At 67.4% G+C, this 21,379-nt stretch carries 21 protein-coding genes and 1 tRNA gene; 17 read left to right on the top strand and 5 right to left on the bottom strand.

Annotation, left to right across the window (positions count from 1 at the left end; all coding sequences use genetic code 11):
• Window positions 1-4 precede the first annotated feature (4 nt).
• The 13 genes from IWH25_RS04225 to IWH25_RS04165 all read left to right on the top strand — a co-directional run bounded on the left by IWH25_RS04225 (window position 5) and on the right by IWH25_RS04165 (window position 13,059).
• Window positions 5-415 (top strand): TIGR03750 family conjugal transfer protein, encoded by a 411-nt coding sequence (locus IWH25_RS04225; protein WP_203388112.1) that lies wholly within the window; start codon window positions 5-7, stop codon window positions 413-415.
• Window positions 412-1,104 (top strand): PFL_4703 family integrating conjugative element protein, encoded by a 693-nt coding sequence (locus tag IWH25_RS04220; RefSeq protein ID WP_203388111.1) that lies wholly within the window; start codon window positions 412-414, stop codon window positions 1,102-1,104. Before IWH25_RS04225 ends, IWH25_RS04220 begins: the two co-directional genes overlap by 4 nt.
• Complete coding sequence (locus tag IWH25_RS04215) at window positions 1,101-2,015, top strand: TIGR03749 family integrating conjugative element protein (RefSeq protein WP_203388110.1); 915 nt, start codon at window positions 1,101-1,103, stop codon at window positions 2,013-2,015. Before IWH25_RS04220 ends, IWH25_RS04215 begins: the two co-directional genes overlap by 4 nt.
• Window positions 2,005-3,438, top strand: a complete 1,434-nt coding sequence (locus tag IWH25_RS04210; protein ID WP_203388109.1) for a TIGR03752 family integrating conjugative element protein — start codon at window positions 2,005-2,007, stop codon at window positions 3,436-3,438. The genes IWH25_RS04215 and IWH25_RS04210 overlap by 11 nt, the downstream gene beginning before the upstream one ends.
• The gene (locus IWH25_RS04205; protein ID WP_203388108.1) at window positions 3,419-3,853 is read left to right on the top strand and encodes a TIGR03751 family conjugal transfer lipoprotein; all 435 of its coding nucleotides are present in this window, start codon (window positions 3,419-3,421) and stop codon (window positions 3,851-3,853) included. The genes IWH25_RS04210 and IWH25_RS04205 overlap by 20 nt, the downstream gene beginning before the upstream one ends.
• Entirely contained in the window at window positions 3,853-6,741 is a 2,889-nt protein-coding gene (locus IWH25_RS04200) for a conjugative transfer ATPase (RefSeq protein WP_203388107.1), read from the top strand. Before IWH25_RS04205 ends, IWH25_RS04200 begins: the two co-directional genes overlap by 1 nt.
• A gap of 13 nt (window positions 6,742-6,754) precedes the next feature.
• Window positions 6,755-7,498 carry a DsbA family protein gene (locus IWH25_RS04195; RefSeq protein ID WP_203388106.1) on the top strand — a complete coding sequence of 248 codons (744 nt, stop codon included), beginning with the start codon at window positions 6,755-6,757 and terminating at the stop codon, window positions 7,496-7,498.
• Between the two features lie 195 nt (window positions 7,499-7,693).
• A complete protein-coding gene (gene radC / locus IWH25_RS04190) occupies window positions 7,694-8,188 on the top strand; it encodes a RadC family protein (protein WP_203388105.1) in 495 nt (164 codons plus the stop codon).
• A gap of 165 nt (window positions 8,189-8,353) precedes the next feature.
• On the top strand, window positions 8,354-8,803 hold the full coding sequence (locus IWH25_RS04185; RefSeq protein WP_203388104.1) for a TIGR03757 family integrating conjugative element protein: 450 nt from the start codon (window positions 8,354-8,356) through the stop codon (window positions 8,801-8,803).
• Window positions 8,800-9,744 carry a TIGR03756 family integrating conjugative element protein gene (locus tag IWH25_RS04180; RefSeq protein WP_203388103.1) on the top strand — a complete coding sequence of 315 codons (945 nt, stop codon included), beginning with the start codon at window positions 8,800-8,802 and terminating at the stop codon, window positions 9,742-9,744. The genes IWH25_RS04185 and IWH25_RS04180 overlap by 4 nt, the downstream gene beginning before the upstream one ends.
• Before the next feature lie 10 nt (window positions 9,745-9,754).
• Window positions 9,755-11,161, top strand: coding sequence for an integrating conjugative element protein (locus tag IWH25_RS04175; RefSeq protein ID WP_203388102.1), 1,407 nt, complete (start codon window positions 9,755-9,757; stop codon window positions 11,159-11,161).
• Window positions 11,158-11,511 (top strand): hypothetical protein, encoded by a 354-nt coding sequence (locus IWH25_RS04170; RefSeq protein ID WP_203388101.1) that lies wholly within the window; start codon window positions 11,158-11,160, stop codon window positions 11,509-11,511. Before IWH25_RS04175 ends, IWH25_RS04170 begins: the two co-directional genes overlap by 4 nt.
• A gap of 15 nt (window positions 11,512-11,526) precedes the next feature.
• The gene (locus IWH25_RS04165) at window positions 11,527-13,059 is read left to right on the top strand and encodes a conjugal transfer protein TraG N-terminal domain-containing protein (protein ID WP_203388100.1); all 1,533 of its coding nucleotides are present in this window, start codon (window positions 11,527-11,529) and stop codon (window positions 13,057-13,059) included.
• Between the two features lie 28 nt (window positions 13,060-13,087).
• Here the strand turns inward: IWH25_RS04165 and IWH25_RS04160 are convergent, their stop codons facing one another.
• Window positions 13,088-13,450 (bottom strand): DUF3742 family protein, encoded by a 363-nt coding sequence (locus IWH25_RS04160; protein WP_471220974.1) that lies wholly within the window; start codon window positions 13,448-13,450, stop codon window positions 13,088-13,090.
• A 229-nt stretch (window positions 13,451-13,679) separates the two neighbouring features.
• Between IWH25_RS04160 and IWH25_RS04155 the strand changes: the two genes are divergently transcribed.
• The 3 genes from IWH25_RS04155 (at window position 13,680) to mobH (ending at window position 17,405) form a co-directional block, all read left to right on the top strand.
• Entirely contained in the window at window positions 13,680-14,438 is a 759-nt protein-coding gene (locus IWH25_RS04155) for a type IV toxin-antitoxin system AbiEi family antitoxin domain-containing protein (RefSeq protein WP_203388098.1), read from the top strand.
• Window positions 14,431-15,351 carry a nucleotidyl transferase AbiEii/AbiGii toxin family protein gene (locus IWH25_RS04150; protein ID WP_203388097.1) on the top strand — a complete coding sequence of 307 codons (921 nt, stop codon included), beginning with the start codon at window positions 14,431-14,433 and terminating at the stop codon, window positions 15,349-15,351. The genes IWH25_RS04155 and IWH25_RS04150 overlap by 8 nt, the downstream gene beginning before the upstream one ends.
• Window positions 15,352-15,554: 203 nt before the next feature.
• Window positions 15,555-17,405: a MobH family relaxase gene (gene mobH, locus IWH25_RS04145; RefSeq protein WP_203388096.1), complete on the top strand. Its 1,851-nt coding sequence runs from the start codon at window positions 15,555-15,557 to the stop codon at window positions 17,403-17,405.
• Between the two features lie 26 nt (window positions 17,406-17,431).
• Here the strand turns inward: mobH and IWH25_RS04140 are convergent, their stop codons facing one another.
• Window positions 17,432-17,731, bottom strand: a complete 300-nt coding sequence (locus IWH25_RS04140) for a helix-turn-helix domain-containing protein (RefSeq protein WP_003282197.1) — start codon at window positions 17,729-17,731, stop codon at window positions 17,432-17,434.
• Between IWH25_RS04140 and IWH25_RS04135 the strand changes: the two genes are divergently transcribed.
• Window positions 17,697-18,464: a substrate-binding domain-containing protein gene (locus IWH25_RS04135; protein ID WP_471220981.1), complete on the top strand. Its 768-nt coding sequence runs from the start codon at window positions 17,697-17,699 to the stop codon at window positions 18,462-18,464. The two genes, IWH25_RS04140 and IWH25_RS04135, sit on opposite strands and share 35 nt — an antisense overlap.
• A 46-nt stretch (window positions 18,465-18,510) precedes the next feature.
• On the opposite strand, the gene IWH25_RS04130 is transcribed toward IWH25_RS04135, so the two are convergent.
• The 3 genes from IWH25_RS04130 to IWH25_RS04120 all read right to left on the bottom strand — a co-directional run bounded on the left by IWH25_RS04130 (window position 18,511) and on the right by IWH25_RS04120 (window position 21,309).
• Window positions 18,511-20,364, bottom strand: coding sequence for a tyrosine-type recombinase/integrase (locus IWH25_RS04130; RefSeq protein WP_203388094.1), 1,854 nt, complete (start codon window positions 20,362-20,364; stop codon window positions 18,511-18,513).
• Window positions 20,365-20,601: 237 nt separating this feature from the next.
• Window positions 20,602-20,676 (bottom strand) — tRNA-Gly (locus IWH25_RS04125).
• A gap of 57 nt (window positions 20,677-20,733) precedes the next feature.
• Window positions 20,734-21,309 carry a flavin reductase family protein gene (locus tag IWH25_RS04120; RefSeq protein ID WP_203388093.1) on the bottom strand — a complete coding sequence of 192 codons (576 nt, stop codon included), beginning with the start codon at window positions 21,307-21,309 and terminating at the stop codon, window positions 20,734-20,736.
• Window positions 21,310-21,379 lie beyond the last annotated feature (70 nt).

The following is a 21,379-nucleotide window of genomic DNA, read 5'->3' as shown; positions in this document are numbered from 1 at the left end:
AACGATGGCTGTCCCTTCGGAGACTTCGCGCGACACGCTGGTGACCTTCCTGCCGCACCGGTTGAACCGCCAGCCGGTGGTCGTGCGCGGGCTGACCGCCGACGAGTTGTGGATCTGTGCCGGCCTGTCGGCCGCCGCCGGTTTCACGCTCGGCCTGCCGCTGGCCTGGCTCACGCACAGCATCGCCATGGTGCCCACGCTGATCGTCGCCGGCATCGCGTTGGGCGTCTTCGTCGGCGGCGGCTTCCTGCGCGCGCAGAAGCGCGGTCGGCCCGACACCTGGCTGTACCGGCAGCTCCAGTGGCGGTTGGCCCTGCGGCATCCGGCGCTGGCAGCGCTCCTGGGCGGCCAGCGCCTCATCACCCGCTCGGGCTACTGGACGACCCGGCGCAACACCGATCGAGGGGCGCCATGAGCCGTTTCAAGAACGAGATTGCGCACCTGCAGGCGCACGTGAAGACGCTGCGCCTGGGGACCGGCGCGTTGTTCGTGGTCGCGCTGCTGCTCGGCTTCGGTTGGTGGAGTGCGCCGAAGAGTCTCACCATCCATGTGCCGCCGGACTTGCGCTCGGGCAGCACGCGCAAGTGGTGGGACGTGCCGCCCGAGAGCGTGTATGCCTTCTCGTTCTACATCTGGCAGCAGGTACAGCGCTGGCCCACGAACGGCGAGGAAGACTACCCGCGCAACCTGCGCGCGCTGTCGGCCTACCTGACGCCGAGCTGCCGGGCCTTTCTGCAACAGGACTACGAGTACCGGCGCGCCAGTGGCGAGCTGCGTCAGCGCGTGCGCGGGATCTACGAGATTCCCGGCCGCGGCTACGGCGACGATCCGGCCACGCGCGTCAAGGTGGTTTCCGACCGCGATTGGATCGTCACGCTCGACGTGAGCGCGGACGAATACTACGGCTCCGAGCAGGTCAAGCGCGCCCTGGTGCGCTACCCCATCAAGGTCGTCCGGCTGGACATCGACCCCGAGCACAACCCCTTTGGCCTGGCGCTGGACTGCTACGCCAGCGCACCCCAGCGCATCGAAACGCCGCCGACGCCGAGCCAGGCCGGCGCGCCCGCCAACGCCTCCGGCCACCTGCAGGGAGACTCTCCATGAAGCCCGTTGCCTTGTCGGCCCTGGCCGGCGTCCTGCTGACCCTCGGTGTCGTGCCGGCCAGCCAAGCCGTGGAAATCCTGCGCTGGGAGCGCCTGCCCCTGCCGGTGCCGCTGGTGGTCGGCCAGGAGCGCGTGGTCTTCATCGACCGCAATGTGCGTGTCGGCGTACCGGCCAGCGTCGGTGCCCACCTGCGCGTGCAGAGTGCGGGGGGCGCGATCTACCTGCGGGCGAGCGAGCCCATTCCGCCGACGCGGCTGCAACTGCAGGACGTGGAATCCGGCGCGATGATCCTGATCGACATCGCCGCCGAGCCGGCAAAGGACGGCCAAGCGCCGCTCGAGCCGGTGCGCATCGTGGAAGCGGAAGCCCCCGCCAAGCGCTACGGCGGCGGTGCGACAAGCGGCGCGGACGAGCAGGCCGATGCGCCCGCAGACAAATCCGTTCCCCGGCGCGAAACGCCGGTACCGGTCGTGCTGACGCGCTACGCCGCGCAGAACCTGTACGCGCCGCTGCGCACCGTCGAGCCGGTCGCCGGCATCGGGCGCGTGAACCTGCGCCGCGACCTCGCGCTGGACACCTTGCTGCCGACGCTGCCGGTGCGCGCGCGGGCACTGGCCGCGTGGCGCCTGGAAGACCAGTGGGTGACGGTCGTGCGACTCACCAACACCGCCGCGCGCTGGCTCGACCTCGACCCGCGCACCCTGCAGGGGAACTTCGTGGCGGCGACCTTCCAGCATCCGAACCTGGGGCCGGCCGGTACCTCGTCCGACACCACGGTGCTCTACCTGGTCACGCGCGGCCACGGCCTGGCCGAGTCGCTGCTGCCGGCGCTGAGCCCGATCGACGCCACCGTGAACCTGCCGCCGGCCGCCGCGGCCGGCTCGACCGGAGGAGCGCGCGATGAAGAGTAATCCGCTGCTCAAGTGGTTGCTGATCCCGATGGCGCTGCTGCTGGTGTTCGTCGGCATCAAACTGTTCTCCGGCGCCCCCGGCGGCCAGCCCGCCCCCAAGGGCGCGGCCAGTACGCTCACGCCCGAGGAGATGAAAGCCCTAGGCATCGCAGGCGACACGCCGCGCGATACCGTCGCCACGCTGGTGGCCCAGGTGAAGCAGTTGCGCACCGAGCTGCAGAGCGCGCTCGGCGACAACAAGCAGCACAAGGCCGAGAACGAGCGCCTGCGGGCGCGGGAAAGCGCGATCGACCAGCGCATCCAGAGCGCGCTGGAAGGCGAGCGCAACCGCCTGGAGCAGGAGCGCAATCAGGTGGCCAGCGACAGGCAGCAGACCCAGGGGCTGCTGCAGGATCTGCAGCGGCAACTGGACGGCCTTTCCGGCAAGGGCGGCCCGTCCGACCTGCCCGTCGGGCTGGGGCTGGAAGAGGGTGACGGCCAGCGCTTCAACCGCGGCACCAGTGGCACGCAGTGGGTCGAGCCCGACGATGCCAAGGTCGACGCCAAGAACGGCAACAAGGAGCCGAGCTTTCCCCTGAGCTTCGGGCCGGCCCAGAAAAGCCTGTCGGCCGCAGTGGAATCCGTCGCCGACGTCGGCAGCCGCGCGGTGGGCGCATCCACGAAGGCGGTCTACACGGTGCCGTCGAACTCGACGCTCATGGGGTCGATTGCCATGACGGCGCTGATCGGGCGCGTGCCGATCGACGGAACCGTCAACGATCCCTATCCGTTCAAGGTGCTGATCGGCCCGGACAACCTCACCGCCAACGGCATCGACATCCCCGACGTGGCCGGCGCCGTGGTCAGCGGCACGGCCTCGGGCGACTGGACGCTCTCGTGCGTGCGCGGGCAAATCCGCTCGGTCACGTTCGTATTCCAGGACGGCACCATCCGCACGCTGCCGCAGGACAGTAGCAAGGGCGGTAGCAGCGGCGGCAACGCGGGTCACAACGGCGCCAGCATCCAGGGTGGCCTGGGCTGGATCAGCGACCCCTACGGCATTCCCTGCGTCAGCGGCGAGCGGCGCAGCAACGCCCAGCAGTACCTGGGCAGCCAGGCGCTCATCACCGCGGCCGGCGCCGGCGCGGCCTCGCTCATCAAGTCCGACAACGGCAGCGTGGCCGTGGTCGCCAACAGCAACGGCTCGCTGGGCACCGTTGGTATCAGCAGCAACGAAGCGATGGGCCGCATCCTCGCGGGCGGCGTGCGCGACATGGCCGATTGGGTCAACAAGCTCTACGGCCAGGCCTTCGCGGCGGTCTACGTGCAGCCCGGCGCCAAGGTGGCCGTGCATCTGGAGCAGCCTCTCGACATCGACTACGACGCCAAGGGGCGTCGGGTCCACCACCGTACCGGAGAAGCCCATGCATCGGATCTGGATTGACGCGGCCGCCGTGCTGCTGGCGGCCACCCTGCTCGGCGGCTGCGCTACGAGCAAGGAGAAGCTGCTGCCGCACGGCGACAGCACCATGCTCGACATCTGGCACCAGGAGACCGGCGGCAGCGCGGGCAGCGGCCAGGCCGCGCGGCAACTGCTCGATGCGCGCCAGGGCCTGCGCCGGCCACTGGCCGATGCCGATGTGCAGGCGGCGCCCGGCGTGCAGGCGCGCTACACCCGCACCGCGCAGAACGAGATTCACCGCCAGTTCCACCGTCTGCCGAACCCCGACCTGGTGATGTACGTGTTCCCGCACCTGGCGGGCACCGACCCGGTGCCGGTGCCTGGCTACAGCACGGTGTTCCCGCTCTACCAGCGCGTGCAGTACGCGATGCCGGGCGAGCGCGTGGAGGACTACTGATGGCCTGGTCGCTGCCGTGGTCACGCAAGCCCGACGCATCGCCTGCTGACGCCGCAGATGCGGCCGATGATGCCTGGGCACGGCACGTAACGGCCCTGGCGGCACAGGGTGTCGCCGAGCCGGGTAGCGCGCTCGGCCGGGGCCGGCGCAGGCCGGCCACCCAGGCCGACCACGATGCGCTCTATGGCGTCGCGCCGTCGTTCGCGGACTTGCTGCCCTGGGTCGAGTACCTGCCCGGCAGCAAGTGCATGTTGCTGGAAGACGGCCAGTCGGTGGCGGCCTTCTTCGAGCTGGCGCCGGTCGGCACCGAGGGCCGCGAGATGGCCTGGCTATGGCAGGCGCGCGATGCGCTGGAGAACGCCCTGCAGGACGCCTTCGACGAGTTGGACGACAACCCCTGGGTGGTGCAGCTCTACGCCCAGGACGAGGCCGACTGGGACAACTATCGGCGCTCCCTGGCGAACTACCTGCAGCCGCGTGCGCAGGGCAGCGCGTTCAGCGACTTCTACCTGCGCTTCTTCGCCCATCACCTGCGGGCCATCGCCAAGCCGGGTGGCCTGTTCGAGGACACCACGGTGACGCGCCTGCCGTGGCGCGGCCAGGTGCGGCGGGTGCGCATGGTGGTCTACCGCCGCACGTCCGCGGCCCCAACCCCACGGCGCGGCCAGTCGCCCGAGCAGGCGCTGACCACGATCTGCGACCGCCTCGTCGGCGGGCTGGCGAATGCCGGCGTGAAGGCTCGGCGTCTCGGCGCGGCGGACATCCACGCCTGGCTGCTGCGCTGGTTCAACCCGAATCCGACCTTGCTCGGCGCCGCTGCCGAAGACCGGGAACGCTTCTACGCGCTGACCCGCTACCCGGAAGAGCGGGAGGAGGGCGAGATCGAACTCGCCAGCGGCACCGACTTCGCGCAGCGCCTGTTCTTCGGCCAGCCCCGTTCGGACGTGGCGGGCGGCCTGTGGTTCTTCGACGGCATGCCGCATCGGGTGATCGTGATGGATCGCCTGCGCACGCCACCCGTGACCGGCCATCTGACGGGCGAGACGCGCAAAGGCGGCGACGCCATGAACGCGCTGTTCGACCAGATGCCCGAGGACACGGTGATGTGCCTGACGCTGGTCGCCACGCCCCAGGACGTGCTGGAGGCGCACCTCAACCACCTCGCCAGGAAGTCCGTCGGCGAGACCCTGGCCTCGGAGCAGACCCGGCAGGACGTGCAGCAGGCGCGCGGCCTGATCGGCAGCGCGCACAAGCTCTACCGCGGCGCGCTGGCGTTCTACCTGCGCGGCCGCGACCTGGACCAGCTCGATGCGCGCGGCCTGCAGCTCGTCAACGTGATGCTCAGCGCCGGCCTGCAACCGGTACGCGAAGAGGACGAGGTGGCGCCGCTGAACAGCTATCTGCGCTGGCTGCCGTGCGTGTTCGACCCGGCTGCCGACAAGCGCCAGTGGTACACCCAGCTCATGTTCGCGCAACACGCGGCGAACCTGGCACCGGTCTGGGGCCGCAGCCAGGGCACGGGGCATCCGGGCATCACTTTCTTCAACCGCGGCGGAGGTCCGATCACCTTCGATCCGTTGAACCGCCTCGACCGGCAGATGAACGCGCATCTGTTCCTGTTCGGCCCCACGGGTTCGGGCAAGAGCGCGACGCTCAACAACATCCTGAACCAGGTGACGGCGATCTACCGCCCGCGCCTGTTCATCGTCGAGGCGGGCAACAGCTTCGGCCTGTTCGGCGACTTCGCGGCACGGCTGGGCCTCACCGTGCATCGGGTGAAGCTCGCGCCGGGCGCGGGTGTCAGTCTGGCTCCGTTCGCCGACGCCCGGCGCCTGGTCGATACGCCGAGCCAGGTGCAGACGCTGGACGTCGATGCGCTCGACGAGGACCAGACCGATGCCGGCATGGCCATGGAAGGCGATGAGCAGCGCGACGTGCTCGGCGAGCTGGAGATCACTGCACGACTGATGATCACCGGCGGCGAGGACAAGGAAGAAGCGCGCATGACGCGCGCCGACCGCAGCCTGATTCGCCAGTGCATCCTCGATGCGGCCCAGCATTGCGTGGCGGACAGACGCACGGTGCTCACGCGCGACATGCGCGACGCGCTACGCGAGCGCGCCCGCGACGCCACGCTGCCGGAGATACGGCGCGCACGGCTGCTGGAGATGGCCGACGCCATGGACATGTTCTGCCAGGGCGTGGACGGCGAGATGTTCGACCGGTCCGGCACGCCGTGGCCCGAGGCGGACATCACCATCGTGGACCTGGCCACCTTCGCGCGCGAGGGCTACAACGCCCAACTCTCGATTGCCTACATCTCGCTCATCAACACCGTCAACAACATCGCCGAGCGCGACCAGTTCCTGGGCCGCCCGATCATCAACGTGACGGACGAAGGCCACATCATCACGAAGAACCCGCTGCTCGCGCCCTACGTGGTCAAGATCACCAAGATGTGGCGCAAGCTCGGCGCGTGGTTCTGGCTCGCCACGCAGAACCTGGACGACCTGCCGAAGGCGGCCGAGCCCATGCTCAACATGATCGAGTGGTGGATCTGCCTGTCGATGCCGCCCGATGAAGTGGAGAAGATCGCGCGCTTCCGCGAACTCAACGCGTCGCAGAAGGCGCTGATGCTCTCGGCCCGCAAGGAAGCCGGCAAGTTCAGCGAGGGCGTCATCCTGTCCAAGTCGATGGAGGTGCTGTTCCGCGCCGTGCCGCCCAGCCTCTACCTGGCGATGGCGATGACCGAGCCCGAGGAGAAAGCCGAACGCTTCCAGTTGATGCAACAGCACGGCATCAGCGAATTGGATGCCGCCTTCCGCGTGGCCGAGAAGATTGACCGTGCGCGGGGCATCGAACCCCTGGCGCTGGGCACGTTGGCCTGACGGGAGCGACACGATGCGCCTGCCTTCCTTCGCCCGCCATCATCCTTGGATCGGTCTGCTGATCGTGGTGACGATTGCGGTGGCCTCGTGGATGCTGCTGCGCGTGCCGCATCCGGCAATCGAGCCCATTTCTCTGGCCGCCGTCGGGTCCGAAGCGTCGAAACCGGCTGGCCCGCCCTGGCTGTATGGCCGTGCCGATGCGCGCTTCACGGTGGTCGGGTACGCCGACCTGGAGTGCCCGTACTGCCGGGCCTACTTCCCGACGCTCAAGCGCTGGATCGACGCCCATCCCGAGGTGAACTGGCAGTGGCACCACCTGCCGCTGTCCATGCACGAGCCGGCCGCGACTACCGGAGCACGCCTGGCCGAGTGCGCGGGCGAGACGGGCGGACATGCCACGTTCTGGCAGGCCGTGGCGTGGCTCTACTCGAACACCCGTGGCGACGGCCAGGGCCTGCCGGAGGGCCTGCGCTATCCCGACCTCACGCCAGCCATGCAGGGTTGCCTCGACAGCGAGCGCCCCGATGCCGTCATCCGTGCCCAAGCGATGGAAGCGGCACAGCAGGACATCGCGGCCACGCCGGCCTTGCAACTGCGCGACCGCGAGTCCGGCAAGACTCTCCTGCTGCACGGTCCCGTCGAAGGCGATGCCCTGCTGTCGGCCATCGACCTGCTCGCCGCCGGCAGCACGACCGCAGCCGAACCCGCCCACTCCCCAGACATGCCCGCCGGCGTTGCCGGTGACATGCCCAGGTAGCCATCGATCTTCAAGGCTGCGGCGCGGCTCGTCCGCGTTGATCGAAACCCGTTCGCATCGCATCCCTTGACGCGAACAGCCACCGCATCGGCGGTGGTGGATGCCCGCTCGTCACCTGTTCCATCCCCATCGTCCCCAGGAGGGTTTGCCCTCCAGGGGCAGGCGCCCTCCGATCTCATCCATTGGAGGTTCGCCATGTCTCTTGTCATCGCCGACTCCCGCCCGGAGTCGCTCACCCTGATCGCCGCCCAGCACGAAGACTGGATCATCCGGCAGGCCATCACCCTGCTGGAGAACCGCGTGTTCAAGGCCGGTCCGGCGCTGGGCAGTCCCGCCGCGGTGCGCGACTACCTGCGCCTGAAACTGGTCGCGGAGCCGAACGAAATCTTCGCCGTCGTGTTTCTCGACAACCAGCACCAGGTGCTCGCCTTTGAGCCGCTGTTCAAGGGCACGGTCGACCAGACTTCGGTGTATCCGAGGGTGGTTGTCCAGCGTGCGCTGACGCTCAACGCTTCGGCGCTGATCCTGGCGCATCAGCACCCCTCGGGAAACACCGAGCCCTCGGCCGCTGATCGTGCGATCACCGAGCGGCTGAAGAGTGCCCTGGCCACCGTCGATGTCCGGGTGCTGGATCACTTCATCGTCGGCAAGGGCAGCCCGTACTCGTTCGCCGAAGCCGGCTTGTTGTAGCAGCACCCCACGCGCATTCATTTCATCACCACGGGAGCCCTTGGCTCCCGTTTCCTTTCGCCGACCCGCAGAGAAATCGGGACTGACCGGTTTCGGTTTCTTTGTCGTTCCCTGATCTGCGTTGCGCTCGACTACGAGTCTGCATCGACTCCGCGGAGGCGCGACATGCCGACTCATTCCCTCAACCTTCCTGGCGTCTCGCGGCGCCCCTTGGCCGCCAGGCTGGCCGCTGGACTGTGCGCCGCGCTGCTCGGCCCCATTGCGGCGGCCGCCGATGTGCTCGTCGTCACCGACAGCCGTCATCCGGTGCAGGCCCCGGCCGGCGTGCGGATCATCGAGCTGGACCAGGCCACGCGCATCGAGGTCGAACTCGCCGCGCACCTGCCGGCCGACCCGCAACAGGCCGCAGCCGTGGTGCGGCAGCGGTTGCATGACGGTGGCGAGGCGCTGCAGCGTCGCATCGGCCATGCCTACCAAGGTGTCGCGGATGCCCGGGGACTGGGCATCGCCAAGATTCCCGCCGTGGTGGTCGATCGACGCTACGTGGTCTACGGCGAGCCCGACGTGCCCCGCGCCGTCGCGCGCATCAACGCCTACCGGAGCACGCAGCCATGAGCCTCCTGCTGGCATCCCGGCGCCTGCGCGCCACCGTTGCCTCGCTGCTGCTGGGCGCGGCCACATCGACGTTCGCCCTGGACACCGCCACCATCGTCTCGTCTGCGCTGTCCCCCGACTGCCTGGAGTACCGCGTCGCAGGTATTTGCTACTGGCTGTACTGCACGCCCTTCGGCTGCTCGGTTCGCACCTCCGTCAAGGTGCGCCACTACGTCCCCGATGCGGTGGTGTCGAGCTACTCGAACACCGGCGAAAACCCGTGGCCGGAAGTCAGGGCGATGAGCATGCCCAACCCGACCGCCAAGGCTGGCGGTGACGGCACGACCAGTCACGACAACGAGAACAACCTCGCCAAGTTCAAGAACGCCGATGTCATCGGCCATCCGGCCGGGATGGTGTTCAGCCAGTTCGCCAGCGCCTCCGGCTACACCTGCGAAGGCGCTGGCACGGCCTTCATGCCGTATCTGCTGAGCACGCTCGACACGATCGCCTGGCGCTACAACATCCCGGAAGCGTTCTACCCCGAAGCGCTCATCCCCGGCCGGCGCGAAATCGGTACGCGCACCGGCCTGAACCTCTGGGGCAACGTGTATCCCCGCGGTGGCTTCCTGCACCAGACCGACGACCACAAGAGCGGTGCCGTGGTCGCGCAGCGCGTGGGCGACATCGTGACGCGCCGCAACCAGATTCACGTGTACCAGCCCCTGCTGGCCAACGCCCGCGACGGCTACTGGCCGGCCGGCGCGCTGATGGAGACCGACGCTTCGACGGGCAAGTGGCAGGAGCTGACGCCTACGCTCTCGAACAGTTGTGTGGTCTTCCCGCACAGCCGCACCCGCGTGCAGGCCCAGCAGGGTGACTACGCCTGGGCCTTGTGGCGGCCGTACTCCTGCTGCCGGCGCCGTGGCCAGGTCTTCCTCGGCAGCGTCGATTTCATGTGAGGAACCCACGATGAACGCCTCCCTCCCTGACTTCCTGCGCCGCGCGAAGCCGCACCTGCGGGCCACGCTGCTCGTGGCGGCCATCACGCTGGTCGTCGGCGTCGCCTGGGCGCAGACCCGCATCGACCCCAATGGCGTGAACGTCAGCGGCAGCGTGATCGGCGACGACGTGCTCTACAGCATCGGCGGCGGCCGGGCCGTGTCGATGGGGGGTGCCGGCAACATGCAGAGCATCGGCGTGGGGGTCGGCTGGAACAGCAACCTGATCTGCGGCGACATGAGCATCACGACCACGCTGCAGAACCAGCTCAACGGCATCACCAACGGCTTCCAGACGATCATGAGCAACGTGATCCAGAACGCCACCAGCGCCGTGGCCTCGCTGCCGGCCCTGATCATCCAGCGCGCCGACCCGGGGCTCTACAACCTGCTGACCAACGGCATCCTCCAGGCGCGCCTGGACTTCGACCGCTCGAAGATGACCTGCCGGGCCATCGCCAATCGGATGGCGGACATGGCCGGTGGCCAGGCCGGCTGGGACCAGCTCGCCGAAGGGATGGCGCTGCGGGATGCGGTCGGCAGCACCGATGCCGTCTCCGCCATCGAGCAGGCCGAGTCCAACAAAGGGAACAACGGCGTGCCCTGGGTCGGCGGCGGCAACGCGGGCGGCTCCGGCCAGAGTTCGATCAAGGTGGTCGGCGATGTGACGCGCGCGGGCTACAACCTGCTCAACGGGCGCAGCGCCACCGATACCTCGTCGATCGCGCGCAGCGCCTGCGGCAACCGCCTGACCTGCCAGACATGGTCGTCGCCTGGCGCGGCCGCGGCCTTTGCGAACCGCGTGCTGGGCGAACGCGAGCAACGCACCTGCGAAAACTGCACGAAGACCCAGACCACGCCTGGCGTCGGGCTCACGCCAGTGATCCAGGAAGAGTACGAGACCAAGCTGCAAGTGCTGCAGGAGCTGGTGACGGGCGCCCGGCCGACGACGCCGACCAATCTCGACGCAGCCGGCAGCAGCTCGCTGCCGATCACTCGCGGCGTGATCGAGGCCCTGCGTGACGAACCCGACCAGGACGTGCTGGGCAAGCGCCTGGCGTCGGAGGCGGCGCTGTCCAGCGTGCTGGAGAAGGCCCTGCTGCTGCAACGCACGTTGCTGACCGGCAAGAAGGAGCCGAACGTCGCCGCCAACGAGCTGGCCGTGCAGGCGGTCGACCAGGAGAACAGCGCGCTGGAGCAGGAGATCAACAACCTCAAGACTGAGCTGGAGCTGCGGCGCACGCTGGCCGGCAACTCGGCGATGGCGATCATCCAGCGCCACGGCACCCGCGCTGCCGGTTCGCGCGGCATCTTCGAGGGCGACACCACGCGCGACCGTCTGCGGGAAGTCCAGAAGCCGCGGAGCGGTACGCCATGAGCGGGCTCGCCTGGCTGCGGCTGTCATGGCTGGTCAACCGCCGCGTCGGCGTGGCGCTGCTGTGGACCTTGCTGGTGGTCGCCGCCGCGGTGGCAGTGAACATCGCCGGCATCCACATGGTCGGCGGCGTCGGGGGCTGGCAGCACTGGCTGCAGGCGCACGCCGGCCACTTCTTCGTGTGGCGGCTGTGCCTCTACGGAGCGACGGCTTACGGCTGGTGGTGGATGCGTCGGCGCCTGTTGCGGCGGGAGCCGTCCCGCGAGACGCATCAGCGGCTGCTGCGCACGGAGATCGCGGCCGTAATCGCCGTGGTCGCGCTGGAAGCCAGCCAACTGTTGCGGCACGGCTGAGACCGGGAGGCAGGCATGACGCTCTACACCACGGACTACCTGGAGTATTACCTGACCCTGGTGGCTTGGGTGGTCAACAACGGCATCTGGAGCATCCTCGTGGCCAGCGGCGTGTTCGCGCTGCCGTTCGTGGCCATCGTGATCCAGGAATGGCTCAAGGCCCGCAGCGAAGGCGCGGACGAGGGCAACAAGGGCGTGCTGTCGTCGATGCGCATCGAGAACCGGGTGTGGGTGGCGATCGTGGTCATCATGTTCGCCGGCATCCCGTTCATCCCGGTGGATCTCGCCACGATCAAGTTCGACACCACGCGCTCCGCGCAATGCCAGGTCAACGTCCCGCTGCCCAACGACACGGGCTGGTCCAACGTCTACACGGCGCTCAACGACCAGAGCGCGCTGGTGCCGGTGTGGTGGTTCTTCATGCACGCGCTGTCGAAAGCCGTGACGGGCTCCGCGGTGGCGGCGATTCCCTGCGGCACGGACCTGCGTCAGATTCGCATGGATGTGGATGCCACGCGCATCGACGATCCGGTGCTGGCACAGGAGGTCGCCGACTTCACGCACGACTGCTACGGGCCGTCGCGCGCCAAGCTGTTCATGAACCGGCCGACGCTCTCCGACGAGCAGATGAACGACGTCACCTGGATCGGGTCGAGTTACTTCCTCGACACGCCCGGCTTCTATGACACCTATCGCTCCAAGACCCCACGCACAGCCTGGCCCTACGACGCGACCCGCGATGCAGGGCTGGCACAGGTGGACAGCGGCGGCGGCTATCCGTCCTGCCAACAGTGGTGGGCCGATGGCGGCCAGGGACTGCGCAGCCGGCTGCTGGCACAGGTCGCCCCGGACCTGCTGACCCGCATCGGGCGCTGGGCGGGCTTCCTGTCGCAGATCGAGGTCAATGACTCGGTGATCCGCGCCGTCGTCTCACCGCGGCAGCAGGAGATGAACCAGGGCGCCGTCTACACCGACTACGGCGGCCAGATCGACAAGACGCTGCCGAACGTCGTCACGCGCGGCGCGGGCGACCTGGGGCTGACCGTCGGCTCGCTGGGCTTCTTTCCGGCGATGGACGTGGTGCGCCAGGCGCTGCCGATGGTGCTGACGATGCTCAAGATGGCGCTCGTCATCTGCATCCCGCTGGTGCTGCTGATCGGCACCTACGACCTGAAGACGGTGATGACGGTGAGCTGCGTCCAGTTCGCGCTGTTCTTCGTGGACTTCTGGTTCCAGCTCGCGCGCTGGATTGACAGCACGATCCTGGACGCGCTCTACGGCTGGGGGTTTGGCGCGGACAGGCCGCACGCCAACTTCGACCCATTGATCGGCCTGAACAATGCGTTCGGTGACATGCTGCTGAACTTCGTCATGGCAACGATGTTCATCGTGTTGCCGACGTTCTGGGTCATGGCACTCGGATGGGCAGGCGTTCGCGCCGGAAACTTCCTGGGCGGTCTCATCACTGGCACGTCCGATGCGAAGTCGGCTGGGGGTAGTGGCTCTCGCCTTGCGATGACCGCCGTATCGAAAGGTGTGGCGAAGTAAGGAGCATTTTCTCGCGTGGATGCGCCAGCTACGGCTCGCCGGAATCGCCCATGTCGATCCGCCAGTCATCTTTGTCATACAGGCCGACGCCCGAGTGTCCGTCTCTAAGTTCCGGCTGCTTCTCGTCGTCCTCGTCGGCGTTCCGCGCGAGCCATGCGGCGACCACCGCAAAGGCCAGCAGCAGGACGAGCCAGGATACGGTGTAGAGCAGCATGCCAAGTACGGCCAGCTTGACGATCCAGAGCAACGCCGTCGCCGCGCTCGCGGGCACCCCGCGCGTCACCAGCCAGCCGGGGACACGCTGCTCGCGGCGCAGGTATCCACGCCAAGCACGGCCAGCCCCCCGGCCCAGCCGGTGGCTCCAGCGCCCGTTGTGCGTGTTGGTGGTCATGCTCATATGCCTCGGTTTCAGTGGTGCCTCACCTCGCGGAGTGGCCGGTCGTGGCTTGCCCTCCAGCATAGACTGCGATCAGGAGGGCGGGTTGCGGCTGGCAGAGCCGGGTCGACCTGGGTCGCAAGGCGATTAGATTTTGCGTCAAAAATCAAACCTTATGCTACTTTCCCTGCGCGTTCTTGCGACAAGTCGAGAGATTGATTGGATTCCGTGCTATTTTTATAGCATGGATGGAAATTCTAGGCACCAGGTAATCAAGCGACTGCAGGCGGAACTCCCCCGCGGGGCGCCGTTCGACCTTGCCACCTTGAGCCAGTTCGGGGTGTCGCCCCAGCTCGCCGCCCACTATGCCGACGGGGCGTGGCTCGTGCGCCTGGCCCATGGCGTCTATGCCTTCCCGAACGATGAGTTCGGGGTCTACGGTGCGCTGAAGTTCCTGCAACAGCGCGTGCCCGGCCTGCACGTCGGCGGCAAGAGCGCCCTGGCCCTGCAGGGCGTGCGGCACAACCTGGGCAGCCGGGAGGCGCTGGTGCTGTGGGGCGACAGTCGCTTCGCCTTGCCGGCCTGGTTCACCTCGCGTTTTCCGGCCCGCTACGTCCACGCCCGCCTGTTCGACTGGCCGGACACGGCGCTGGCCGGCAAGACCCTGACCACGCCGCCTGGCCTGCCCGAGGACCTGCGGGTGGCAGCCCCCGAGCGTGCCGTTCTGGAGCTGCTGTACGAAGCCGGCGTCAAGCAGAGCCTCGAAGAGGCCCGCAACATCTTCGATGGACTGCGTTCCCCCCGCAAGGACTTGCTCGGGCAACTGCTGTCCTGCTGCGCCAGCGTGAAGGCCGTGCGCCTGTTCCTGACCTGGGCGCGCGAGACCAGCCTCGTGGATGTCGATGCCCTACTGGAGCAGTACCCGGTTCGCACCGGCAGCAACACGCGCTGGATGAGCCGGCTCGATGACGGCACCTTGCTGAGCCTGAGACCTCATGGATAAGACCTACGCGGACACCGTTCGCCTGCTGCTGGCCGTCGCGCCCGACGTGTTCGCCAACGACATCTTCGCCATGAAGGGCGGCACGGCTATCAACCTCTTCGTGCGGGACATGCCGCGCCTTTCGGTGGACATCGACGCGGTGTACCTCCCGTGGCAGACGCCGCGCGACGAAGCGCTGCAAGCCATCAACCAGGAGCTGGCCGCCATCGCCACGCGCGTTGCGCCACTGGGCGTGCAGACACGCCTGGTTCGCGCCAAGGACCTGGGAGACACCAAGCTGATCGTCGAGAACGACGCCAGCCAGGTGAAGATCGAGGTCAATGTCGTGTTCCGCGGCAGCGTGCTGCCCGTCGAGCGGCGGCCGCTGAGCGCCAAGACCAGCGATCTGTTCGGCGTCGAGTTCGAGCTGCCGGTTCTGGCACCGGACGAGCTGTACGCCAGCAAGCTGGTGGCCGCGCTGGATCGGCAGCACCCCCGCGACCTGTTCGACGTGTGGCAGCTCTTTGAGTCGGGCGACATCAGCGACGGCATGGTCGAGTGCTTCGTGATCTATCTGGCGGGCCACAACCGGCCGCCCCACGAAGTGCTGTTCGGCAACGACAAGGACATCGCCGGCGAGTACGAGCGGGCCTTTGTCGGCATGACCGAAGTGGAATGCACCCTGGAGACACTGCTCGACGCTCGCGCCAGGCTGCGGCGCGAGCTGCCACAGCGACTGAGCACCGCGCACAGGCAGTTTCTGAGCGGGCTGGTGCGCGCAGAACCCGACTGGTCGCTGGTGCAATGCCAACACGCCGCGCAACTGCCGGCACTGCGCTGGAAGCTCGCCAATCTCGAAACCTTCCGCAAGCGCCGTCCCGACGACTTCGCAGCGCAATCCGCCGCCCTCGACACCGGCTTGGGCCAGAGCTGACGAACATCCCGCAGCGCCCCACTTGCCGGGATTGCCCCATGCCGCATTCATCGTGGCACCCGCGAAGCAGCGGCCCTATACCCAAAGGCTTCCGACAAAGGCCAAAGGGCTGGGAAGGGGCAAAGGAAGGGCGCCAAGGGGAAAGGCCCTATCCTGAAAAGGCCAAAAGGCGCCCCCGAGCAGCCCGTCATCCGGGGTTCGCCATGCTCTCGCTGTTCCAGCGCAAACGGGTGCCACCCACCGCCGGCACGCCGCCCACCTCCGCCATCGAAACTCCGAAAGGGTTGATGCGGCCGGAGTCGGCCGCATCGCTGCTGGCCACGCCGCGTCGGCAGAAACTGCTGGAACACATCTGGCAGCGCACATCGCTCTCGCGCCGGCAGTTCGCCACGCTCTACCTCGCCCCACTGGAGCGCTACGCTGAGCTGGTCCAGCAGTTCCCGGCCTCCGAGAACCACCACCACGCCTATCCGGGCGGCATGCTGGACCACGGCTTGGAGATCGTCGCCTATGCGCTGAAATTGCGGCAGTCATACCTGCTGCCTGCGGGCGTGACGCCGGAGGCACAGGCGGCCCAGGCCGAAGCCTGGACCGCAGGCACGGCCTACGCGGCCCTGCTGCACGACATCGGCAAGATTGCGGTCGATCTGCACGTCGAGCATGCCGACGGCAGCGTCTGGCATCCCTGGCACGGCCCACTGCGAAAGCCCTACCGCTTCCGTTACCGAAAGGAGCGTGAGTACCGCCTGCACAGCGCCGCCACCGGGCTGCTCTACGCGCACCTTCTCGATCGGGACATCTTCGACTGGCTCAGCGGCTATCCCGACCTCTGGGCCGCGCTGCTGTACGTGCTGGCCGGCCAGTACGAGCACGCCGGCACACTCGGCGAGCTGGTCGTGCAGGCCGACCAGGCATCGGTCGCCCAGGAACTCGGCGGCGATCCCAGCAAGGCGCTGGCGGCGCCCAAGCATGCGCTGCAACGCAAATTGCTCGACGGCTTGCGCTACCTGCTCAAGGAAGCGTTCAAGTTGAACCAGGCCGGCCCGGCGGACGGTTGGCTGACCCAAGACGCCTTGTGGCTGGTGAGCAAGACCGTCTCCGACAAGCTGCGCGCACATCTGCTGTCACAGGGCATCGACGGCATCCCGGCGAGCAATACGGCGGTGTTCAACGTGCTGCAGGATCACGGCATCGTGCAACCGACGCCGGATGGCAAGGCGATCTGGAAGGCTACCGTCACCAGCGACGCCGGCTGGTCGCACGCATTCACCTTCCTGAAACTCTCGCCGGCGATGATCTGGGATGCCGCCGACCGGCCGGCGCCGTTCGCAGGCCGTGTGCAGGTCGAAGAGGAACAGGCGGAGCCGACGCCGCAGGCGACAACGGTGGCCGATGGGCCGCGCGCCGAAGGCATCGAAGCTGCATCCGCGAGCACGGCGCCGATCGCATCCACAGCCACGGATACCGGCGTGGCCGCGCTGCTCGACCTGCTGGGCGACACCGCTCCACCCACGGCACCGGAGATCCCGAGTTCCCCTATTGCCGAGCCCGAGCCGGCCCCTTCGACCATGCCCCCGCCGCAGATGAGCCTCGCGCCTTCCCAGGATCGCGCGGAGCCCTCCGGGGCGCACTTCATGGCCTGGCTGCGTCAGAGCATCCAGACGCGCAAGCTCATCATCAACGACGCCAAGGCCCTGGTGCATACCGTCGCCGGTACGACCTACCTCGTCAGCCCCGGCGTGTTCCAGCGCTACGCGCAGGAGTACCTTCAAGTCGCCGCGCTGGCCAAGCAGGAGAAGCTGGAGGGGTGGCAGTGGGTGCAGAAGCGCTTCGAGAAGTTGGGACAGCACCGCAAGCAGCCGAGCGGGCTGAACATCTGGACCTGCGAAGTCACGGGGCCGCGCAAGTCGCGCCGGCTGCACGGCTACCTGCTCGCCAGCCCGGATGCGCTGTTCCAGGAGACGCCGCCAGACAACCCATACCTGCGGCTCGTCAACGAGGCCGCAAAGCGCGAAGATTCAGCCCTTGGGGGCAAGGACGACGATCAGGCGTAGGCATGCGACCGCTGTGCGGGCCGGCTTCAATCTGCGGATGGGGCCGACTCCGCCAGCTTGGCTTCGGTCAGAGTCATCAAGTGGGCGGAACTGCATTTCAGCGCACGGGCAATCTTGAGGATGAGAGGGAGCGTGGGGACATGCTCGCCGCGCTCGATCTTGCCCATGTGCGACCGTTCGATGCCGGCCATGTGGGCCAGCGTTTCCTGAGCGATGCCCTGGTTGGTTCTTTCTTCCCGCACGGCAGCCCCAAACGCGATGGCTGGTTCCGCTTCGTAGGTAGTGGTGCCGGTGGGGCGGCCCCTTTGGATCGAACGCTTTGGCATTGCCAAGAGCGTCGAACATGGTCACGATTTAAACCACGTTAAACTTAACTCATTCAACGGCTTCGAGATCAGTTGCCACGAGTTCACCGCATGGGGGGAGCTGGACGTGGAATCGAGTGACATCACCGCCGAAATTCGCATGGCCGTCCTCGGCGAATGGGTGCCGCCCCAACTCGCCGACGTGCTCGCCCTGCAGCGCGCCGAAGAGCCGGAGACTCATGCCGTCCTCGCCGGCTGGACAGGTCCCGGTCGAGGCGCGGAGCTGCCGGGCGACGGCTTCGACTTCGCCTTGTCTGCGGTTGCCCGGCAGTGGCCTGGCTGGGTATGCGAACCGCTGTGGCATGACACGCTGGCGGTCGCCGTGGCCAAGCGCTCCCACCTGCTGGCCTACCGTGAAGTGCCATGCCAGGAAGTGCTCAAGCAGCCCTTGATCTGCTCGCAGTCCACGGCCGATGAACCATGGCGCATGACCGTGCAGCGCGTGTTTGAGAACGCGCTGCAGGAGCGGGAGCAAACGGTGGAGACATTCGATGTGGCGATGACGCTGGTTGCCGCCGGGTACGGGATCGCCATTGCGCCTGCCGCGAGACTGGCGAGCTACCTACGCCGAGGCATCGCCATGCGGCCGCTGGCCGGCGCACCAATGATCGAGATGGCTTACCTGTTGCGCCGCGATGCTTCCTTGTCGGACACCCAGGCAAGATTCGCCCGCCGCGCGCGCTTGGTGTCCTGACAGACGCGCGGGAATCGCGGTTCGCCACGATCCCGCATTCCTGCTGCTAGGCGACTCCGACTCGCGGCAGGGTCCATTCGCTTTCCTTCACGGCCGTGCTCACTGCCATGACGAGCTTGTCGAGATTGCCGGCCGTCACGCCCTCCAGTGCCGAACGCCCCCGCAGCATCGAGCGCGGTTGCAGCAGTGCATGGTAGATCTGCCAAGGGTCCGCGCCCCTGGTCAGCTTCAGGACGGACTGGATCAGCTCGTGCTTGAGTGGGTCGAGGTGCCAGTCCGGCACGCGCTGGCCGCGGTTGCCTACGTTCAACGCGAGCAAGTTGCCCGCCTTGATCTCGTAGCTGATCCACCTGCGGGACTTGCCCGCCATCTTGGCAAATGCCGCGACGGGAAGGTTGTGCGGTGCCTCGAAGACATCGAACAGCTCCATCCGCTCGCGCTGAATGTCCGAAGGCACCAGCGGCGCGGCCGACCGAGGGGGCGGAACCGCCGGCAGCCGATGTGCGGCGGCAGAAACCAACGGCATGGCGTCACCCGGCTTCGTCACCAGCAGGATTGGCGAGGCGGCAACCGGCGTGGAGGGGGCGCTTGCGGTTTGCTCATTCGGGAACGCGGGCACGCCTTCCAGATGCACGGTGAGCGGCATGCTGGCCGCCTCGACCTGGTTCTGCTCGAAGAGGTCGAGCCGATCGGCCCAGTCCTGCATCATGCGGCGACGCTGCTCCACGTACTCGGCATGGTTGTAGGTCGCGCTGACCTTGTTGGGATCGACATGCGAGAGCTGTGCATCCACCCAGACCTTCGGGTAGCCGATCTCGTTGAGCGCAGTGGACATCGTGCCGCGGATACCGTGTCCGGTCAGGCGTTCCTGATAGCCCATGCGTTTGAGCGCACCATTGAGCGTGTTCTCGCTGATGCGCTTCTTCAAGTCGCTGTCGTGCCGAAACAGGTAGCGCTGGGCCGGCTTGAACTCATCCAGCAAGTGCCGGACGATCTCCATGGCCTGAATCGACAGCGGCACGATGTAGGGCGGGATGTCCTTCGGCTGCTGCCGCTTCTTGCGCATATCCAACTGGAGTTGCTTCACGACGTCGGGCGGGATGATCCACAACCCACGGTCCAGATCAAATTGATCCGGCATCGCCTGTCGCAGCTCGCCGGTTCGCACGCCGGTCAGCAGCAATAGCCGCAGTCCGAGCTGGGTCTGCCGCCTGCCGCGATAGCTGCGCAGCCGCTGCAACAGCTTCGGCAGCTCGGCCATGCGCAGGAACGGATTGTGGTTGACGGGTGGCAGCGGCAGCGCCACCACATCGAGATCGGAGGCAGGGTTCTGCTCCAGGCCCGGCACGATCACCAGCGCGTAGCGGAACAGTTGGTTGAACCACGTCCTGACTTTCTCGGCGACGGAGAGCGCCTTGCGCTTCTCGATCTTGGCGATCACCTCCAAGAGGTCGGGACGCTTGATCTCATAGACCGACCGCTTGCCCAAGGCGGGCAGCACATCCTTGTCGAAGATGCGCGGAAGTATCGAAAGGGTCGTCTGCCGGCCTTCCTTGAGGCTGAGCCCGCGATGCTTGAGCCACTTGCGATACACCGCCTCGAAGGTGTTTTCGTCGGCGAGCCGGACAGCGGTGCGCTTCTGCTTGCGGTGAACGCGAGGATTGATGCCTTTGGCCAGCAGGGCGCGCGCTTCGTCGCGCAGGCTGCGGGCCTCGCGAAGCGTCACCTCCGGGTAGGTGCCGAGCGACATCCGCTTCTGCTTGCCCGCCCAGTAGTAGCGGAAGTGCCAAGTCCTGCCCCCTGCAGCCGTGACGGCCAGGGAGAGGCCATCCAGGTCAGGGAGGGTGTATGCCTTGCCAGTTGCCTTGGCCTGTCGAACGGCCAAGTCTGAGAGTGCCATGCTCTTGCTCCTGAACATGAGTCAGGAACCAGATGCTGGTCACGTCGACCTCGCCCCTCCATCAACAATCCGGAATCAGCCGCGCCCTCAAAATGGACTTGTTTGTGGACTTAAAAGTCCCGGCTGTAGGCGGATCGCAGTGGACTACGGCAGAACGTCAAAGAAAGGAAAAGTCCTTGTGTGGCAACGACTTGCAGACTCTCTTGGACTTCCGCGGAAGTCCGCAGAATGATGCAGTGGAGCGGGTGAAGGGAATCGAACCCTCGTCATCAGCTTGGGAAGCTGAGGTAATGGCCATTATACGACACCCGCATGCCGCGCCCGGGAAGGCGCGGGAGGACGCATTCTATGCCGAAAGCGCGGGGCCGTTCAATCCCGCGCCAGGCTGCGGTAGCGGCCACCGTGGTAGATCAGCGGCCGCCGCGCCGGATCGTGCGAGAAACGCTCGACGCGGCCGACGAAGATCAGGTGGTCGCCGCCCGGGTACTGGACCTCGTTGGCGCATTCGAACCACGCGCAACAGCCGTGCAGCAGCGGCGCGCCGCCAGCGCCGGTGCATAGCTGCAGGTCGCCGAAGCGGTCCGGCATGCGCGTCGCGAAGCGCTGCGAGACCTCGGTCTGTTCGGCGGCGAGGATGTTCACGACGTAGTGGCTGGCGCTGCGGAAGGACTCCAGGTTCGGCGAGCCGAGGTCGAGGCTCCACAGCACCAGCGGCGGATCGAGCGAGACCGAGTTGAAGGAATTGACGGTCAGCCCGACGAACTCGCCGTCCGGCGCGCAGGCGGTGACGACGGCGATGCCGGTGGCGAAGCTGCCGAGCGCATCGCGGAAGGCGCGGCAGTCGTAGTCACCGCGCGTCTCCTGGCCGCCCGGGCCGTCGTCGCAGGCCGGGCAGTAGAGGGGCGAGGTGGCGGAACTGCCGCCGTGGTCGGAATGGGAACTCATCAATCGGGGCCGTGATAGCATCGGGCGAGCCGGCGATTATCCCCGCTGCCCGCTACCGCTGTCGACCCTC

It is taken from the genome of Azospira restricta (genome assembly GCF_016858125.1).
Classification (GTDB): Bacteria; Pseudomonadota; Gammaproteobacteria; order Burkholderiales; family Rhodocyclaceae; genus Proximibacter; species Proximibacter restrictus.
This window is presented reverse-complemented; position numbering and strand designations above follow the sequence as displayed.

Coding starts and splice junctions, on each gene's coding strand:
- IWH25_RS04225 (WP_203388112.1), top strand. CDS start 5: ATGGCTGTCCCTTCGGAGACTTCGCGCGACACGCTGGTGACCTTCCTG.
- IWH25_RS04220 (WP_203388111.1), top strand. CDS start 412: ATGAGCCGTTTCAAGAACGAGATTGCGCACCTGCAGGCGCACGTGAAG.
- IWH25_RS04215 (WP_203388110.1), top strand. CDS start 1,101: ATGAAGCCCGTTGCCTTGTCGGCCCTGGCCGGCGTCCTGCTGACCCTC.
- IWH25_RS04210 (WP_203388109.1), top strand. CDS start 2,005: ATGAAGAGTAATCCGCTGCTCAAGTGGTTGCTGATCCCGATGGCGCTG.
- IWH25_RS04205 (WP_203388108.1), top strand. CDS start 3,419: ATGCATCGGATCTGGATTGACGCGGCCGCCGTGCTGCTGGCGGCCACC.
- IWH25_RS04200 (WP_203388107.1), top strand. CDS start 3,853: ATGGCCTGGTCGCTGCCGTGGTCACGCAAGCCCGACGCATCGCCTGCT.
- IWH25_RS04195 (WP_203388106.1), top strand. CDS start 6,755: ATGCGCCTGCCTTCCTTCGCCCGCCATCATCCTTGGATCGGTCTGCTG.
- radC (WP_203388105.1), top strand. CDS start 7,694: ATGTCTCTTGTCATCGCCGACTCCCGCCCGGAGTCGCTCACCCTGATC.
- IWH25_RS04185 (WP_203388104.1), top strand. CDS start 8,354: ATGCCGACTCATTCCCTCAACCTTCCTGGCGTCTCGCGGCGCCCCTTG.
- IWH25_RS04180 (WP_203388103.1), top strand. CDS start 8,800: ATGAGCCTCCTGCTGGCATCCCGGCGCCTGCGCGCCACCGTTGCCTCG.
- IWH25_RS04175 (WP_203388102.1), top strand. CDS start 9,755: ATGAACGCCTCCCTCCCTGACTTCCTGCGCCGCGCGAAGCCGCACCTG.
- IWH25_RS04170 (WP_203388101.1), top strand. CDS start 11,158: ATGAGCGGGCTCGCCTGGCTGCGGCTGTCATGGCTGGTCAACCGCCGC.
- IWH25_RS04165 (WP_203388100.1), top strand. CDS start 11,527: ATGACGCTCTACACCACGGACTACCTGGAGTATTACCTGACCCTGGTG.
- IWH25_RS04160 (WP_471220974.1), bottom strand. CDS start 13,450: ATGACCACCAACACGCACAACGGGCGCTGGAGCCACCGGCTGGGCCGG.
- IWH25_RS04155 (WP_203388098.1), top strand. CDS start 13,680: ATGGATGGAAATTCTAGGCACCAGGTAATCAAGCGACTGCAGGCGGAA.
- IWH25_RS04150 (WP_203388097.1), top strand. CDS start 14,431: ATGGATAAGACCTACGCGGACACCGTTCGCCTGCTGCTGGCCGTCGCG.
- mobH (WP_203388096.1), top strand. CDS start 15,555: ATGCTCTCGCTGTTCCAGCGCAAACGGGTGCCACCCACCGCCGGCACG.
- IWH25_RS04140 (WP_003282197.1), bottom strand. CDS start 17,731: ATGCCAAAGCGTTCGATCCAAAGGGGCCGCCCCACCGGCACCACTACC.
- IWH25_RS04130 (WP_203388094.1), bottom strand. CDS start 20,364: ATGGCACTCTCAGACTTGGCCGTTCGACAGGCCAAGGCAACTGGCAAG.
- IWH25_RS04120 (WP_203388093.1), bottom strand. CDS start 21,309: ATGAGTTCCCATTCCGACCACGGCGGCAGTTCCGCCACCTCGCCCCTC.